Source organism: Paenibacillus sp. J2L1-98, assembly GCF_056269405.1.
On record NZ_JBWDNW010000019.1, the window covers coordinates 15,937 to 33,226 of the forward strand.

Consider the following 17,290-nt stretch of genomic DNA (forward strand, 5'->3'; position numbering starts at 1 on the left):
AGAGGGGAAAGCAACATGATTCAAAGGAAGACACGGTGGGCAGTTGCGCCATGGTCAGCAACCGATGAGGATAAGGCGAAAAATCTGGCTTCCAGCCTAAGCGTGCCGCCGTTGGTAGCAAGGCTGCTCGTGCAGCGCGGTTACGGCGATGTGGAATCGGCGGAACGGTTTTTACGGGGCGGACTGGAGCATTTTCATGATCCGTATTTATTGTTAGGAATGAAGGCGGCTGTCGAGCGAATAAGATTGGCTGCAGTTAATAACGAGAAAATTCGGATTTATGGCGATTATGATGCTGACGGCGTATCCAGTACAGCGTTACTTGTGCATTTATTTCGCTCATTACATTTTAATTTTGACTATTATATTCCTCATCGCGCTTTGGAAGGGTATGGATTGAACAGAAAAGCAATCGAGCTTGCAGCTGAAGAGGGCATCGGCTTAATCGTTACGGTGGATACGGGCATTAGTGCCGCTGATGAGATTGAATATGCGAAGCAGCTTGGCATCGATGTCGTAGTAACCGATCACCATGAGCCGCCTGAGCAAATTCCGAATGCAAGCGCGGTCGTTAATCCGAAGCAGGAGGGCTGCGGCTACCCGTTTAAAGGGCTTGCAGGCGTTGGCGTAGCTTTCAAACTGGCGCACGCCCTGCTGGAGCGTCCGCCGCTCGAATGGGCTGATATTGTCAGCTTGGGCACGATCGCCGATTTAATGCCGCTAAAGGACGAGAATCGAATTTTGGTGCGTTACGGTCTGGAAAGATTGCGCAGCCATACGAGCGTCGGGTTCCGGGCCTTAGCAGAGGCTGGCGGCATAGAGCTGGAAGGTCTTACCGCTACAGGAATTGCATTTGGAATGGCGCCGCGCGTCAATGCGGCCGGCAGGCTGGATCATGCGAAGCGGGCAGTTGAACTGCTTACGACTGAGGATTACGATAATGCGATTTTGGCGGCAATCGGGCTTGATAGCTTAAACAAGGAACGGCAGCGAGTAGTAGAAAGCATCGTGAAGGAAGCGGAACTGCAATGGCAGGCCAAATGCGAGGAAGCTGCAGCGGCTGGCGCGGAGCCGCCGCCAGTTATCGTGCTTGCGGGTGAAGGCTGGAACGTTGGTGTCATCGGCATCGTCGCCTCTAAGCTGCTTGAGAGGAATTATAAACCGGTTATTATTCTTGGAATAGATGGGCAGACAGGGATGTGTAAAGGCTCTGCACGCTCTATAGACGGCTTTGACCTGCATGCGGCGCTTACAGCCTGCGATGAACTGCTCGATCATTACGGCGGTCATCAGGCGGCAGCCGGCATGAGCCTGCACCGTGACCGGCTGCTGCTATTTGAACAGCGGCTTGGCGAGCTGGCTGCCGAGTGGTTGACCGCCGACGACTGGATTCCGAAAACATCGGTGGATCTCGTATGCTCGGTAAGCGAGGCTACGCTGGATACGATTACCGAGCTTTCGCAGCTGGAGCCTTTCGGGATGGGGAATCCGTCTCCCAGGCTGCTATTCCAGCGGACCGAGCTGGCGGACCGGCGTACGATTGGCAAGGAATCCAAGCATCTGAAGCTGTCTCTCGGCAGCGGACGCCGATTGTTAGACGGGATTGGCTTCAGCATGGGTATGCTGGCGGACCGGCTAAAGCCGGGCAGCAAAATCGATATCATCGGCGAATTATCCGTCAATGAATGGAACGGACAGCGCAAGCCGCAGCTGCAGCTGCATGATGTTCATTTTGATCCTGATGCGGCAGATTTTCCGGAGCGCGAGCATTTCGGTAAAGTTTATCAGCTGCTTAAGCAGCTCGGACAAGTTCCGCTTCAAGGATTAAACGACCGCTTATCGCAGCAAAGCGGTCTATCCTTAAACACGGTGGAGCTTATGCTGGACGTATTTGAGGAATTGCAATTTATTGAACGCAGCAATGGGCTAATGACTGCGGCATCGTCGCCGCAGAAACGGGATTTAGCTGCTTCGGAGTGTTACCGTGCCGCAAAGCAGCAATTTGAATCATTGCAAATATCGGTGCTCAGCGTAAGAACTTAACTAAATATCTTGAAATGGAAAGGGTTGACCTCTCGTGTCAAACACACAATACAACTTCAAAGATTATATCCGGGTAATTCCAGATTTCCCGCAGCCAGGTATCCGTTTCAAAGACATTACAACGCTTCTGAAGGATGGGGGAGCGTACCGTGCTGTAATTGAAGAGATGCGCGCAGCTGTACAGCATATGAACATCGACATTATTGCCGGACCCGAAGCGCGCGGCTTCGTAGTCGGCGCTCCGCTTGCGCTAGCGCTTGGCGTAGGCTTTGCTCCGATTCGCAAGAGCGGCAAGCTGCCTGGCGAGACAATTACCGCCAGCTACGACTTGGAGTACGGCAAGGATCAGCTGGCTATGCACAAGGATGCGATTGCCCCTGGCCAGCGCGTATTGATTGCCGATGATTTGCTGGCAACGGGCGGAACGATTGCAACTTCAATTAATCTGGTTCGCCAGCTTGGCGGCGAAGTGGTCGGAGCGGCGTTTCTGATTGAGCTTGCTTACTTAACGGGCCGTGAAAAGCTTGACGGCATCGACGTGTTTTCATTAATGACATACGAATAAAGAGAGCGGCTTGATCCGTCTCTAAATGAACCGCCAGTCCCTTAAATCGCGCAAAGCGATAAGGGCAGGCGGTTTTATTTTATTATTGGAGGCCTCCGGTAGTTGACGTGGTACCGCTATTACAGGCATAATATTATAAAAATCGGAAAACGCATGAATGGGATCCGCCAGGAGTGTAATCAGAAAGGGACGTTTCATGGGCATTGAGCATTTACTCGAGAAGGCATCCGCCTATATGAAAGAGCAGGACCTTATACGCATCCAGGAAGCCTATAACTTTGCGGAGCAAGCCCATCATGGACAAGTTAGGAAATCGGGAGAGCCTTATATTCTGCACCCTGTAGCGGTTGCGGATATACTTGTTGATATGCAAATGGACGTGCTGTCGATAATTGCAGCATTGCTTCATGATGTTGTTGAGGATACGACGGTAGATTTGCAGACGGTTCGCGCAAAATTTGGCGAAACCTGTGCGATGCTGGTAGACGGTCTAACAAAGCTTGAAAAAATTCAGTTTCGTTCGAAGGAAGAGCAGCAGAACGAAAATTATCGTAAAATGTTTGTCGCTATGGCGCAGGACATTCGCGTAATATTAATTAAATTAGCAGATCGTCTTCATAACATGCGTACGCTTAAATTCCAATCGGAGGAAGCCCAGCGCCGTATCGCGTATGAGACGCTGGAAATCTTTTGCCCGATCGCACACCGCCTCGGGATTTCGGCTATCAAATGGGAAATGGAAGACATTGCGCTTCGTTTCTTGAATCCGCAGCAATACTATCGCATCGCTAATTTGATGAAGAAGAAGCGTGCGGAACGCGAGCAGTATATTGATGATGTCATCTCCCGCATTACGGAGAAGCTTGAGGAAATGGGCATAGAGGGTGATATTTCCGGACGCCCGAAACATTTGTACAGCATTTACAAAAAAATGACCGACCGCAACAAGCAGTTCACCGAAATTTACGATCTGCTTGCGATTCGCATTATCGTGGATAATATTAAAGATTGTTATGCGACGCTCGGAATTATTCATACGCTTTGGAAACCGATGCCAGGCCGCTTTAAGGATTATATCGCAATGCCGAAGGCGAATATGTATCAATCGCTGCATACGACGGTTATAGGGCCGAATGGAGAGCCTACGGAGGTACAGATTCGAACTTGGGAAATGCACCGGACCTCGGAATACGGTATCGCGGCGCATTGGGCGTACAAAGAGGGATCGCTCGTGCCGGGCGGCAGCTTCGAGGACAAAATGTCCTGGTTCCGTGAAATATTGGAGCTTCAGAATGAGGCGCGCGACGCGTCTGAGTTTATGGAGTCGCTCAAGATGGACTTTTTTTCCGATCTCGTATTCGTGTTTACGCCGAGCGGCGAAGTTATTGAGCTGCCTGCCGGCTCAGTGCCGCTTGATTTCGCATACCGGATTCATACGGAGATCGGAAATCGGACGATCGGTGCGAAGCTGAACGGTCGGATCGTACCGCTTGATCATAAGCTGAGAACCGGGGATATCGTCGAGATTTTAACGTCGAAGCATTCTTACGGACCAAGCCAGGATTGGGTGAAAATCGCTCAGTCTTCCCATGCCCGCAGCAAAATCAGGCAGTGGTTCAAGAGGGAGCGGCGCGAGGAGAACGTTGCGAAAGGCAAGGATCTGCTGGAACGGGAGCTAAAGCGGCTCGGGCTTGAGCCGTCTGCTTGGCTGCATGATGATAAGCTGCAGGAGGCAGCAGCCAAATTCGCCTTTAACGACATTGAAGATATGATGTCCGCAATCGGATTTGGCGGTATTACAGCGGCGCAAATTTGTACGAAGCTTACGGAGAAGATGCGCAAGGAAGCTGAGCTCGCCAGCCAGCTGGAACTGACGGCTGAAGTAAAGGAAATTAAATCGCCCGGCAACCGGAAGACGAGACCGAATCAAGGCGTGACAGTGAAGGGTATCGACAATCTGCTTGTCAGATTCGCGCGCTGCTGCAACCCTGTACCGGGAGATTCGATTATCGGCTATATTACGCGCGGCCGCGGCGTCTCCGTCCACCGGATGGATTGCCAGAACATACCGTTCGGCGATCAAGGTGAAGAGGGCGATCGCGTCATAGAGGTCGAGTGGGAAGATTCCATTGAGGCCAATTACAGCGTTGATATCGAGATTACAGGAAATGACCGCAGAGGCCTTCTAAATGAAGTGCTGCAGGCTGTGTCGGAGAGCAAAACCAACATTTCTGCTGTTACCGGACGTTCGGTCAAAAACAAAATGGCGCTTATTCATATGACGGTGCTCATCCGCAACATCGAGCATCTGACTTCGGTCGTAGAGAAAATCAAACGTGTTCAGGACATCTATTCCGTCCAACGTATTATGCAATAGACATTTGGTTCAAGGCGCATAACGGGCGAGTTGTATATCGGAGGGTTAAAGGCAGTGAAGGTAGTCGTACAACGCAGCAAGCAGGCAAAGGTCGTCATTGAGGGCGAAACGGCAGGAGCCATAGATTTTGGACTTGTGCTGCTGGTCGGTATAACTCACGAGGATACAGAAGCGGACATTGTATGGATGGCGGACAAGGTGGCTAACCTGCGCATTTTCGAGGACGAGTCCGGCAAAATGAATCATTCGGTTACCGATATCGGCGGTCAGCTGCTGTCTGTATCGCAGTTTACGTTATATGGCGATTGCCGAAAAGGAAGACGGCCGAACTTTATGGCAGCGGCTAGACCTGAGCAAGCGGAGCGGCTTTACGATAAGTTTAACGAAACGCTTCGCTCTGCGGGCCTTGTTGTGGAGACCGGCCGCTTCGGTGCGATGATGGATGTGGAGTTTATTAATTCAGGTCCAGTTACGTTAATTTTGGAGAGCGGCGCTTAATATGGCGTTCGTGGGAAACAATATACATTAAGCTGTGCGGGTGAGCAACAGACCATGCGCGAGCAGTATGCCATATTGGAGGAATACCACGAATGCATCAATCACGTAAGGAGCAAGGAATGGAACGGGCTTCCCGGAGGCTGCTGCATATGGACCGTAGAGAAGCCAAGGTATTTGCAGAGCTGGAGGATGATATTGAAGCGGCTGAAGAATGGGCGGGCTTTCCGCACCAGCCTCGCCGCGACAATCCGGGTCATTTGTAGCTTTAACATGATCACCGTCTGAGCGTTATGCCCGGACGGTTTTCTAGTCATGCCGTAAAAACGCTTACGAAATTGTAATATTACTGTAATCAATCTCTAACTTTCTTTTAACATCGTTAACCTATAATAAATCTCGACCCCCTTTTTAAAAATATATTTTACTTTTGGACCTACAAACACGTTTTGTAGGTTTTTTTCTGCCCATTTTCGGCAGCGGCTGCTGCGGGCTTAGATCGATCTTGACTTTAACCTTTGTCAGAGGTAAAATTAATCCTCAGTATGACCAGCATTAACGGATGAATCCATTTGATGTGGATGAGATCCCGCTATGCGGTGAAATATAAGCATGGGACAAAAGGATAGCTTTTTACATACTTATATTTATAATAGCGATTCGCGGATGGGACAAAGTAATTCATCGCGCTATATCCAGAGAGGGACGCCACTTGGCTGCAAGCGTCCTTATATCGGCTGAATGAACAGACTTCCCGGAGAACAGTCAGTGAACAGATGAAGATAGCAGGCAATGGGCTTGCGGCTATCAGCGTAAAGTAGCTGGACTGCGGATGACGGACGTTAACCGTCTTGGAGCGGGCTGATGCATAGGATGCAGGCTCGAAATGTGGGTGGTACCACGGGAGATTCACTCTCGTCCCTTATGGCGCAAGCCGTTAGGAACGGGAGTTTTTTGCGTTTTCCGGCTTTAACGAGTTTATCACGCAGACAGGAGGTTTTATTCAATGGCATTTCAGAAAATGCCGGGCACACAGGATATTTTGCCTGGCGCGGTAGAGAGATGGCAGTATGTCGAGCAGAAGGCGCGGGATATTTGCCAGCGTTACAACTTCCGTGAAATTCGCACACCGATCTTTGAATCTACGGAGCTATTCCAACGCGGAGTCGGTGAAACGACCGACATCGTTGAGAAGGAGATGTATACCTTCACAGACCGCGGTAACCGCAGCCTAACGCTGCGTCCGGAAGGAACCGCAGGCGTTGTAAGGTCGTATGTGGAGAATAAGCTGTACGGCGAGCCTGACGTGTCTAAGCTGTACTACATCGGACCTATGTTTCGTTACGAGCGGCCGCAGGCAGGCCGTTACCGCCAACTGCATCAGTTTGGCGTTGAGGCTTTAGGATCAGTTGATCCGGCTATTGATGCAGAGGTTATCGCACTTGGTTATACGTTTTATACGGAGGTAGGACTAAAGGGCGTGCGCGTGGAAATCAACTCGGTCGGCACACCTGCGGTGCGCGCGGTATTCCGCGAGCGCTTGCTTGCATTCCTTGAGCCGAAGCGCGAGCTGCTTTGCAAGGATTGCCAGTCGCGGATGGACCGCAATCCGCTTCGCGTGCTTGACTGCAAGGTCGATCAGGAGCATTTTACAGACGCGCCATCGATTTTGGACAGCTTGGACGAGGAATGCCAAAACCATTTTGACAAGGTCAAAATGTACTTGAGCGACATGGGCATTCCTTATGAAATTAATCACCGGCTCGTTCGCGGGCTCGACTACTATACCCATACGGCTTTTGAATATAAGGCTGAGGGCATAGGTACGATCGATACCGTCGGAGGAGGCGGCCGTTATAACGGTCTCGTCTCGGAAATCGGCGGCCCCGATCAGCCGGGAGTCGGTCTTGGCCTGGGCCTCGAAAGAACGATTTTACTGCTTCAGCATCAAGAAACGGAATTGCCGGCTTTTAACCAAGTCGACGTCTATGTCGTTGCTCTTGGCGAAGCGGCAGAGCGCGAGGTGACGAAGCTGGTTTACCAGCTGAGACAGAACGGCATCCGGGCAGAGCGCGATTATCTTGGTCGTAAGATGAAAGCGCAGATGAAGTCGGCAGACCGGCTTCAGGCGCGTTATACGGCTATTCTCGGCGACGATGAGCTTGAGCGCGGCGAGATATCCCTCAAGGACATGTCGAGGGGCGAGCAGCGCATTGTGGCGTTAGATAAGCTTGCCGATGAAATTAAAGGTTAATCTTCACCTCTCCAAACAATCTAACTAAATGAGGAGCATGAAAACTATGTTGTTAAAAACACATCACTGCGGCCGCTTAACGAAAGCGGACGTTGGTCAAACGGTTATTCTAAACGGCTGGGTGCAGCGTCGTCGCGACCTTGGCGGCGTACTATTTATCGATTTGCGCGACCGCTCGGGTATTGTTCAAACGGTATTTAACCCGGATTTCTCCGGCGATGCTTTAGCGATCGCAGACCGTGCCCGTAACGAGTTCGTTCTTGCTATTCAAGGCACAGTTGTAGAGCGCGATGCGGAAACTTACAACGCGAACCTGGCTACTGGCGAAATTGAAGTGCGCGTAACGAAAATCGAAGTGATGAACGCCGCAAAAACGCCTCCGTTCCCGATCGAAGACGGCGTAGAGGTAGATGAGTCGCTGCGTTTGAAATACCGTTACCTGGACCTGCGCCGCCCGGAAATGCAAAAAACGCTGTTCCTTCGTTCGAAGGCAGCAAAGGTATTCCGCGATTTCCTGGACGGTGAAGGCTTTATCGATGTTGAAACGCCGATTTTAACGAAAAGCACGCCAGAAGGCGCGCGTGATTACCTGGTGCCGAGCCGCGTGCATGAAGGCGAATTTTTTGCGCTGCCGCAATCGCCGCAAATTTTCAAGCAGCTCTTGATGGTTGGCGGCATTGAGCGTTACTACCAAATCGCCCGCTGCTTCCGGGATGAGGATCTTCGTGCAGACCGTCAGCCGGAATTCACGCAAGTCGACATCGAGACTTCCTTCCTGTCGCAGGATCAATTGCTTGCTATGATGGAAGAGCTTGCGGCTAAGCTGCTTAAAGAGACGGTTGGCGTAGAGCTGGAGCTTCCATTCCAACGTATCACTTACGCGGATGCTATGAACAAATACGGCTCTGACAAACCGGATCTGCGTTTCGGTCTTGAGATTGAAGACATTACGGATATCGTATCAAGCAGCGATGTAAAAGTGTTCGCAAGCGTAGCGGCAAGCGGCGGAGTTGTAAAAGCGTTAAACGCTAAGGGCTGCGCGAGCTGGAGCCGCAAGGAGCTTGACGACCTGCAGCCGTTCGCTGCGCGTTACGGAGGTAAAGGTCTTGCATGGATTACGGTGAAGGATGGCGAATGGCGCGGACCGATCGTTAAATTCCTTAAACCGGAAGAGATTGCCGCGCTTACAGAACGTCTGCAAGTTGAAGATGGCGATTTGCTCACATTCTCTGCGGATAAGAAAAAGGTCGTTGCAGATGTACTTGGCAACCTCCGCTCGAAGCTCGGCAAGGATCTTGGCTTGATCGACGAATCGAAATTCAAATTCGCTTGGGTGGTTGACTTCCCGCTGCTCGGCTGGGATGAGGATGCGAAGCGTTACGTTGCGGAACATCATCCGTTCACGCGTCCAAACGAGGACGATCTTCACTTCTTCGATACGGATCCGGGACAAATTCGCGCGCAAGCGTATGATCTCGTACTGAACGGCTACGAAGTAGGCGGCGGTTCGATGCGTATTTACAAGCGTGAAGTGCAGGAGCAAATGTTCAAGGCGCTTGGCTTCAGCATGGAGGAAGCGCAAGAAAAATTCGGCTTCCTGCTGGATGCATTTGAATACGGAACGCCTCCGCACGGCGGTATTGCCTTCGGCTTCGACCGTCTGGTCATGCTGCTTACCGGCCGTACAAACCTGCGTGAAACGATTGCATTCCCGAAAACGGCAAGCGCGACCGATCTGCTTTGCGATGCGCCTTCCGAGGTCGAGCTGTCGCAGCTTGAGCAATTGCATATCCGTACCGTGATTAAGCCAAAGCAGCCGGTTGCCGCTGCAGCTGCATCTGCGGAAACAAACGAAAAATAAGCGATCAATGCTAAGGAGGCGGCAGCCTGATGCTTCACCAATTTTCACGTACAGAGCTGGCTATCGGGCCAGAAGGGCTTGCGCTAATGAAGGGGAGCACGGTTGCCGTGCTCGGCATCGGCGGTGTTGGCGGCATTGCTGCTGAGGCGCTTGCACGTACCGGCGTTGGGCGTATTATACTCGTAGACAAGGACGTTGTGGATATTACGAACGTCAACCGTCAGATTCATGCGCTCACGACAACTGTCGGACAGCCAAAAGCAGAGCTCATGCGCGATAGGATCAAGCTCATTAATCCCGAATGCGATGTAGTAGCCCTGCGGATGTTTTATACGGAGGAAACGTACGAGCAGTTTTTTGAGTATCCGCTCGATTATGTGTTAGATGCATCGGATACGATTTCGTATAAGATTCATTTGATCAAACAATGCCTGGAGCGGAAAATACCTATTATTTCGAGTATGGGCGCTGCGAACAAGATGGACCCTACGAAGTTCCAGGTCGTCGATATTTCGAAGACGCATACCGATCCTTTGGCGCGGGTTATCCGTACGAAGCTGCGCAAGGAAGGGATTAAGCGCGGCGTGAAGGTCGTATTCTCGACAGAGACTCCGATGAAGCCGCGCGAGGATGTAACGAAGAAGATTGTTCCGGAAAATGCGCCAGAGATTCGTAAGGCCAAGCAGCCTCCGGCCAGCAATGCGTTCGTTCCCCCGGTTGCCGGTCTGATCATGGTCAGCGTCGTTGTGAACGATCTGCTTGCTGCAGGCGGTATTGAGCTATGAATGAAGCGCTTGTCAAAAAGCTGAGATTAACGCCGGAGATGAAGGCGCTCGTGCTAAAGCCGCCTTCTGGCCATTACTTGGCGGAGCTGGGCTTAAGCGCCGATTCAACGGTCATTGACGGGGAAGAGCAGTATGATTTCGTACTGCTATTCGTTCTAAATATGGCCGAGCTGGCAGAGCATGCGCCGGCCGCCGTTCGGGCTGTTAAGGAAGACGGCATGCTCTGGATCACTTATCCGAAGGGATCGTCCAAAATCAAGACTGATATTAACCGCGATACGGGCTGGAAGCATATGCTGACACTGAATGTGGAAGGTGTCGCTTTGATCGCGATGGACGATACATGGTCTTCTATGCGTTACCGGCCTGCTGGTGCTGCAAAGAGCGGTGCAAGCCGCCGCACAGCTTCGGCAGCCGTGGCCGGAACGACAAGCCCGCGTCCTGCCGCTGCTAAAGCAGAGGAGACTCCTTTGCCGGAAGACTTTGCAATTGCTTTGCAAGCATCTCCTGCGGCTGAGCAATTTTTCCAAAAAAGTCTGACTACAGCGAAGAGACGCGACTTTGTGAAGTGGATTATGGATGCGAAGCGTGAGGAAACGCGCGCGAATCGGGTTGCGGCTGCGGTTGATAAGCTGGAGAGAGGACTTAAATCTCCATCCGACAAATAAGAACGAGAAAATAGCTGTATCGGGAAAAAAGCTTAAAAGCTTTTTTCTGCGATGCGGCTATTTTTTCTTATGGGACAGGATATCCAACGATTAAAGAGATTTAACCGCTGTCTGGCGAACAAATGTGCTTGTATGCTATGATCGGGTTAACAGACGGTAGAAGGTTGGGGAGCAGGATGGACTTATTTTCATATCAAGAAGCCGAATTGCCGCGCGCAAGGCTGCTCGCGGACCGCATGCGGCCGCAGACACTAGATGAATATATTGGGCAAGAGCATATAGTAGGTACGGGAAAGCTGCTGCGCAGGGCGATCGAAGGCGATCAGGTGTCGTCTATTTTGTTATACGGACCTCCGGGCTGCGGCAAAACGACGTTAGCCCACATCATTTCTCTGCGGACGGCCGGCGAGTTCGTGAAGCTGAATGCCGTGGACGCATCCGTTAAGGATGTGCGCGAGGTTATTGATCAGGCCCGCACGAATAAAGCGATGTATGGCAAGAAGACGATTCTTTTCTTAGATGAAGTGCACCGCTTTAATACGGCAAGGCAGGATGCGCTGCTGCCGGCTGTCGAGCAGGGAATCATTATCTTTATCGGAGCGACGACGGAAAATCCGTTTCATCATGTGAACGGCGCACTATTGTCCCGATCGACGCTGTTTCAATTGGAGCCGCTTGGCGAGGCGCATGCCTATGAAGCGATGAGGAGAGCGTTAGCCAATCGCGAGCGGGGGCTCGGCTTTATGGATTTACAAGTCGATGAGGATGCGCTGCAGCATATTGCTGCTATGGCGGGCGGTGATATTCGCCGTGCGCTCAATGCGCTTGAGCTGGCCGCAGTGACAACGCCGTCGGAGCAGGACGGCTCGGTACGCTTGACGCTGGAGGTGGCGCAGGAGTCGATACGGAAGCCGTCGATACGCGCCGATCTGTCGACGCAATACGATGTGCTTTCGGCGTTCCACAAGAGCGTGCGCGGTTCAAGTGACGCGGCGCTGTTCTGGTTTTTATATGCGGTCGAGAAGCTGGGCATGGATCCGATGACCTTTATCCGCAGGCTGATCGTTGCATGCAGCGAGGATATTGGACTTGCGAATCCGCAAGCGATGATACAGGCGGTTACCGCGATGGATGCTTATCATAAAATTGGCTGGCCGGAAGCCAAATACAATATATCGCAGGCGATTTTATTTGCGGTAGAGAGCCCGAAGTCCAATGCGACGGCAATCGCGATTGGCAATGCGGAGGCGGCTATCGAACGTGCGGGCGGAGCGGAGGTGCCGCTTCATCTGCGTGATACTCATTACAAAGGCGCGCAGCAGCTTGGGCATGAAGGCTACAAATATCCGCATGACTACCCGAATCATTATGTGAAGCAGCAGTATTTGCCCGACAGGCTTGGCGGAATGACCTTTTACAAGGCAACGGAGCAGGGGATGGAAGATAAAATCAAGCAAAACCAGCAGAAACGCAGAGGCTAATGATCCTGCTGCAAATCTAAAAAGGGACTTTCCTAGATGTCTAGGAACAGTCCCTTTTACATACTTTACGCAATCGAAAACATAAGACCGAAATAACCGAAAACGGCAGTCAATAACCCCATGATAAAAGCGGGGATAAGCTTATTCGCACGGTACATCCAGATCAATCCTCCGGCCATCAGCACAGCTGCGGCAAGCATGAGTATGCTCTCCATATGCAGCGTAAATTGCAAGGCGATGTCGGGGCTGAAGCTGCCTTTGTAGACCGATGTGAAAAGCGGCGAAGGCGAGACGGTCTGCAGCGTTTCTTTCACGGTGTGCGGCGGCGTTTGTTGTCCAAGCGCACCGGTAGCCGCGAGCACAAGCAGCGCGATGATGCTTTCCGCTTGCAGCCATCGCCTCGGGTTGAAGGCAGGATTGCTTTTTGCCATTTTTTTATAGATGAAGCCGTTCGAGTAGGCAAACAGCAGCAAAGGCAAAATCAATAAATGCTTGATAAGGAGCATTTGCCCGTAAGGCAGCATCCAGGCGTTCACATATTCCGGCGTCGTGAACGACATAAGGACAAAGCCGGCTAGAAGGGTCACCAGCACGCAAGCAATCGCGACGGGTGAAAACCACCGCAGAAATGCTTCCCAATTGGCATTGTCCTTGGAAAACCAGCTTACGACGAATAATATGCCGATCCATACGCTGACGGCGAGGAAATGGGAAGCATGCGTGATCAGTCCTCTAAACCCGTAAAGCGACGAAGCGTGACCGGCATAGCCAAACCAAACGATCAGCAAAAATGTGACAAACAAAGCTACCTTAGGCATATGCTTGTCGCCCCGGAACGCTTTAAGCCCCAGCAGAAAAGCGAGCCCTGCTGAGCCGATCGTAGTCCACAGCCAAGCCTTTCCGGTATTGATATCGAGCAGGATGCTCTTAAGAATAGAGCTGTATGTCATATCAAAGTCTTTGGCGAATACGAGGGCGAGCTTATGGATCGGGACGTAAGACAAAACCGGAATCGCTATTACACACGCCAGCAGCAAGCCGCTCGGCACCGAAACGGAGGGTCTCTTGTCCTCCGGCACAAGCCGCAGCAGCAAGGACCCCGTCAGAATAGCGAAGCAGACGTATAGAAGGCCTTCGCTGACATATATCATTATTTGCGCCTCCGCAAGAACATTACGAGAGCAGCCGCCACAATAATGACCCCGATAATAATCGCGGGCGTGTAGTTAGTACCGGCTTGACCCGTAGCCGATTCGTTATTTTTACCGCCTGCATCGGCACTTGCTTCGGGCGAAGGCGATGGGGAAGACGTCACAGCAGGCGCTTCAGTTGTCGCTTCCGGTTCTGGCGACGGCTCGTTCGTCACGACGGGCGTTTCGACGGTAAAAGCGTAATCGCCTTCCACGGAATGGCCATCGGCACCGATAATGGCCCATTTCACAGTGTAAATGCCATTCGGCAGAACAGCTGGAACAGTTCCGCTCATTGTCGTCCCGTCAACTTCGACTGTACCTTTTTCCATCTCCTCGCCGGCTGCATTCCATATTTTAAAATTACTCAGCTTCTCGATCTTTGTGTTAAAGGTCAGCTCAATGCGCTCTGGCGAGACGGCAACCGTCGCATCCTGCGCCGGAACAGCGTTTTCTAGTCTGGAATGAGCCATCGCAACGCCCGGCACGAGCCACAAAGCTGCAAGGCAAATTAGCAATATCCGTTTCATTTGTAAGCCTCCTACATATTATTGTGACAACCTGCATCTTAAGCTGATTGCATTATAACAGATTCCGTGAAGCGTTAGCTTATCATTAAAGGTGTAATTCGTTGCGGCTTTATGAACATTTGTTGAAGGCTGCCTCTTTCAGCTGTATAAAAAACGCGGGAATAGGCAGGAATTAAGCGTATAAAGGCTAGCCTATGACGAATACACATAATTACAGTCTTGAGTGAGCCTACCTTGAGACGTTACCATTTGACGCGGCGGCCCGGCATCTTGGAGAGCTCTTACATTACACAAAGATCGCCGTATCTTTGTATCAAAAAGGAGGTGCGCCTGTCATCGCATTTGGTTTGCCCATATTGCGAAGGACAGGAAATCGTTGAATGACCCATTACCGATTAGTCTGTCCCTTACACTTATTTTATTTTTAGTATTTATGAACGGCTTTTTTGTAGCAGCCGAGTTTGCGATGGTGAAGGCGAGAGGAAGCCGAATTGATACGCTCGCCTCCGACGGACATTCGCGGGCAAAGCTGGCTTCTCATGTGACAGGCAATCTGGACGTCTATTTGTCTGCTTGCCAGCTGGGCATTACGCTAGCCTCGCTTGGTCTTGGCTGGATCGGAGAGCCGGCCATATCCAAAGTGATCGAGCCTTTATTTGGCTATATAGGCGTTCGTAACGAGGTATTCATTCATACGCTCTCCTTCATTCTCGCCTTTTCCTTTATTACGCTGCTTCATATCGTACTGGGAGAATTGGCGCCCAAAACGGTAGCAATCCGCAAGGCCGAATCGATTACGCTGTTAACGGCAGGGCCGCTCGTTTACTTCTATAAGCTTATGTATCCTTTCATTTGGGTGTTGAACGGAATGGCCAATCAGCTTCTCAAACGAATCGGAATCGAGCCTGCGACCGAGAAGGACTCCGCGCACACCGAGGACGAAATTAGGATACTGATGAAGGAAAGCCACAAAAACGGACTAATTGATAACACAGAGCTTACGCTCGTAGATAATATTTTTGATTTTACCGAAACGAATGCCCGCGAGATTATGATCCCCCGGACGGAAATGATTTGTCTAAATACGAGTCATACACTTGCTGACAATAAAAGACTCGCACTGGAACAAATGTTAACGCGTTATCCGGTTTGCGAGAACGACAAGGACAATATTATCGGTTTCGTCCATATTAAGGACCTACTGAAGGATATTACGTCGCAAAGCCTCCATGATATTAGGCAAATTACGAGGCCGATTACGACCGTGCCCGAGTCGATGCAAATTAGCACGCTGCTGAAGCTGATGCAGAAGCGGAAGTCGCAAATCGCAATTTTGATCGACGAGTACGGCGGCACTTCGGGTTTAGTGACGTTAGAGGACATCATGGAGGAAATTGTGGGCGAGATTCAAGACGAATTCGACGAGGAACGAGAGCATCTTGAAAAAAAAGACGACGATACCTACTCGGTCAGCGGCCTTATGCTTATTGAGGAAGTGAACAGCTTCTTCGGCCTTGATATTGAGACGGACGATTACGATACGATCGGAGGCTGGATTTATTCCAAAATTGAAATTCCCCCCGTCAATAACCAACGAGTCGATTACGCGGGCGAGTTTGAATTCATAATCGAAGAGATGGACCATCTGCGGATCTCCAGGCTAATTATCCGCAGAATTGGAGAACGGAATGAAGGGCATGCCGGTCAATATCTGGGTTGAAAACGGAAATTTCGAAAAAAACAAGGCTGCTCTCACGCATCGGATGGACGCGTGAAGGCAGCCTTGTTGGGCAGGTCGCTTGTGAGGCTTAATTCGCGAGAGCTGCGGCAGTGTCAATTTTTTGGACGGTTTCAATCGTGCCGCCTCCAAGACAAACCTCTCCGTCATAGAGGACGACCGCTTGTCCGGGAGTGATTGCCTTCTGCGGCTTATCGAATGCGATATGTGCTGAGCCGTCCTCCAAGATTGTAATGCTAACGCCTTGATCAGGCTGGCGGTAGCGGAATTTAGCTGTGCAGCGGAACGTACCGGTATCCGTTACCGGCATGATCCAATTCATGCCGCTCGCCGTCAGGCTCTCGGAATAAAGGCTAGGATGGCGCTCGCCCTGCACCACGTACAAAATGTTGCGCTCCAAATCCTTGTCAGCCACAAACCATGGCTCACCGGAGCCTGATCCTCCTATGCCGAGTCCTTGGCGCTGACCGAGCGTATAATACATCAGGCCGTCGTGACGGCCTTTCTTCTCGCCGCTCTGAATATCAACCATATCGCCTGCTTGAGCAGGCAGATAGCCGCTTAGGAAAGTTTTGAAGTTTCGCTCCCCGATAAAGCAAACGCCGGTGCTGTCCTTCTTTTTAGCGGTATAGAGGCCAGCTTCCTCAGCGATGCGGCGCACCTCGGGCTTCGGAAGATGCCCGATCGGGAACATGGCTTTCGCCAGCTGCTTCTGATTGAGGGCGCTTAGGAAATACGTTTGGTCCTTGTTCGAATCTACTCCTCGAAGCAGCTTCGTCAAGCCGTCTTCCGTACGCTCGACCCTTGCATAATGGCCTGTTGCCAAATAATCGGCGCCAAGCTCCATCGAACGCTTCAGGAAATCGCCGAACTTAATTTCCCTATTGCACATGACATCCGGGTTTGGCGTCCGTCCGCGCTTGTATTCATCCAGAAAATAAGTGAATACCTTGTCAAAATATTGCCGTTCAAAATTAACGGTATAGTAGGGGATGCCGATTTGTTCACATACGCGGCGAACGTCTTCCGAGTCCTCTTCCGCCGTGCAATGACCGAATTCATCTGTATCATCCCAGTTTTTCATAAAAATGCCGACAACGTCATAGCCTTGCTGCTTCAGCAGCAGCGCAGTGACGGAGGAATCGACGCCGCCTGACATGCCGACGACCACCCTTGTCGAAGCTTTTGGTTTATCCATCGTAAACACCACCTTGCTCGAATCAAACAACTATTATTGTAACATAGGCTGAAAACTTTTTCATGAAGTTGTATACCTTTTTGCACACGATGCTCGCGTGATATG

The 17,290-nt window shown here is 51.2% G+C and carries 14 protein-coding genes; 11 read left to right on the top strand and 3 right to left on the bottom strand.

The features are described 5' to 3' along the window. Nucleotides 1-15 precede the first annotated feature (15 nt). The 10 genes from recJ (at nt 16) to AC0YNZ_RS24305 (ending at nt 12,529) form a co-directional block, all read left to right on the top strand. Nucleotides 16-2,043: a single-stranded-DNA-specific exonuclease RecJ gene (gene recJ, locus AC0YNZ_RS24260; protein WP_475829066.1), complete on the top strand. Its 2,028-nt coding sequence runs from the start codon at nt 16-18 to the stop codon at nt 2,041-2,043. A 34-nt stretch (nt 2,044-2,077) separates the two neighbouring features. Continuing rightward, entirely contained in the window at nt 2,078-2,608 is a 531-nt protein-coding gene (locus tag AC0YNZ_RS24265) for an adenine phosphoribosyltransferase (protein WP_110771548.1), read from the top strand. A gap of 196 nt (nt 2,609-2,804) precedes the next feature. Continuing rightward, nucleotides 2,805-4,985, top strand: coding sequence for a RelA/SpoT family protein (locus AC0YNZ_RS24270; RefSeq protein ID WP_475829067.1), 2,181 nt, complete (start codon nt 2,805-2,807; stop codon nt 4,983-4,985). 54 nt (nt 4,986-5,039) lie between these two features. Further along, nucleotides 5,040-5,483, top strand: coding sequence for a D-aminoacyl-tRNA deacylase (gene dtd / locus AC0YNZ_RS24275; RefSeq protein WP_475829068.1), 444 nt, complete (start codon nt 5,040-5,042; stop codon nt 5,481-5,483). A gap of 92 nt (nt 5,484-5,575) precedes the next feature. Beyond that, nucleotides 5,576-5,746 (top strand): hypothetical protein, encoded by a 171-nt coding sequence (locus AC0YNZ_RS24280; RefSeq protein WP_475829069.1) that lies wholly within the window; start codon nt 5,576-5,578, stop codon nt 5,744-5,746. A gap of 740 nt (nt 5,747-6,486) precedes the next feature. Further along, nucleotides 6,487-7,734: a histidine--tRNA ligase gene (gene hisS / locus AC0YNZ_RS24285; protein WP_475829070.1), complete on the top strand. Its 1,248-nt coding sequence runs from the start codon at nt 6,487-6,489 to the stop codon at nt 7,732-7,734. A gap of 46 nt (nt 7,735-7,780) precedes the next feature. Beyond that, nucleotides 7,781-9,595, top strand: coding sequence for an aspartate--tRNA ligase (gene aspS / locus AC0YNZ_RS24290; protein ID WP_475829071.1), 1,815 nt, complete (start codon nt 7,781-7,783; stop codon nt 9,593-9,595). Nucleotides 9,596-9,624: 29 nt separating this feature from the next. Further along, a complete protein-coding gene (locus AC0YNZ_RS24295; RefSeq protein WP_056632945.1) occupies nt 9,625-10,380 on the top strand; it encodes a tRNA threonylcarbamoyladenosine dehydratase in 756 nt (251 codons plus the stop codon). Then, complete coding sequence (locus AC0YNZ_RS24300) at nt 10,377-11,048, top strand: YdeI/OmpD-associated family protein (RefSeq protein WP_475829072.1); 672 nt, start codon at nt 10,377-10,379, stop codon at nt 11,046-11,048. Before AC0YNZ_RS24295 ends, AC0YNZ_RS24300 begins: the two co-directional genes overlap by 4 nt. Before the next feature lie 176 nt (nt 11,049-11,224). Beyond that, nucleotides 11,225-12,529 carry a replication-associated recombination protein A gene (locus AC0YNZ_RS24305; RefSeq protein ID WP_475829073.1) on the top strand — a complete coding sequence of 435 codons (1,305 nt, stop codon included), beginning with the start codon at nt 11,225-11,227 and terminating at the stop codon, nt 12,527-12,529. Nucleotides 12,530-12,594: 65 nt separating this feature from the next. Here AC0YNZ_RS24305 and AC0YNZ_RS24310 read toward each other — a convergent pair whose 3' ends face one another. Further along, complete coding sequence (locus tag AC0YNZ_RS24310; protein ID WP_475829074.1) at nt 12,595-13,680, bottom strand: copper resistance D family protein; 1,086 nt, start codon at nt 13,678-13,680, stop codon at nt 12,595-12,597. Continuing rightward, nucleotides 13,680-14,249, bottom strand: coding sequence for a copper resistance CopC family protein (locus AC0YNZ_RS24315; protein WP_475829075.1), 570 nt, complete (start codon nt 14,247-14,249; stop codon nt 13,680-13,682). The genes AC0YNZ_RS24310 and AC0YNZ_RS24315 overlap by 1 nt, the downstream gene beginning before the upstream one ends. A gap of 376 nt (nt 14,250-14,625) precedes the next feature. On the opposite strand from AC0YNZ_RS24315, the gene AC0YNZ_RS24320 reads away from it, so the two are divergent. Beyond that, nucleotides 14,626-15,969 carry a hemolysin family protein gene (locus AC0YNZ_RS24320; protein WP_475829076.1) on the top strand — a complete coding sequence of 448 codons (1,344 nt, stop codon included), beginning with the start codon at nt 14,626-14,628 and terminating at the stop codon, nt 15,967-15,969. Between the two features lie 88 nt (nt 15,970-16,057). On the opposite strand, the gene mnmA is transcribed toward AC0YNZ_RS24320, so the two are convergent. Continuing rightward, the gene (gene mnmA / locus AC0YNZ_RS24325; protein WP_475829077.1) at nt 16,058-17,185 is read right to left on the bottom strand and encodes a tRNA 2-thiouridine(34) synthase MnmA; all 1,128 of its coding nucleotides are present in this window, start codon (nt 17,183-17,185) and stop codon (nt 16,058-16,060) included. Between the last annotated feature and the right edge of the window lie 105 nt (nt 17,186-17,290).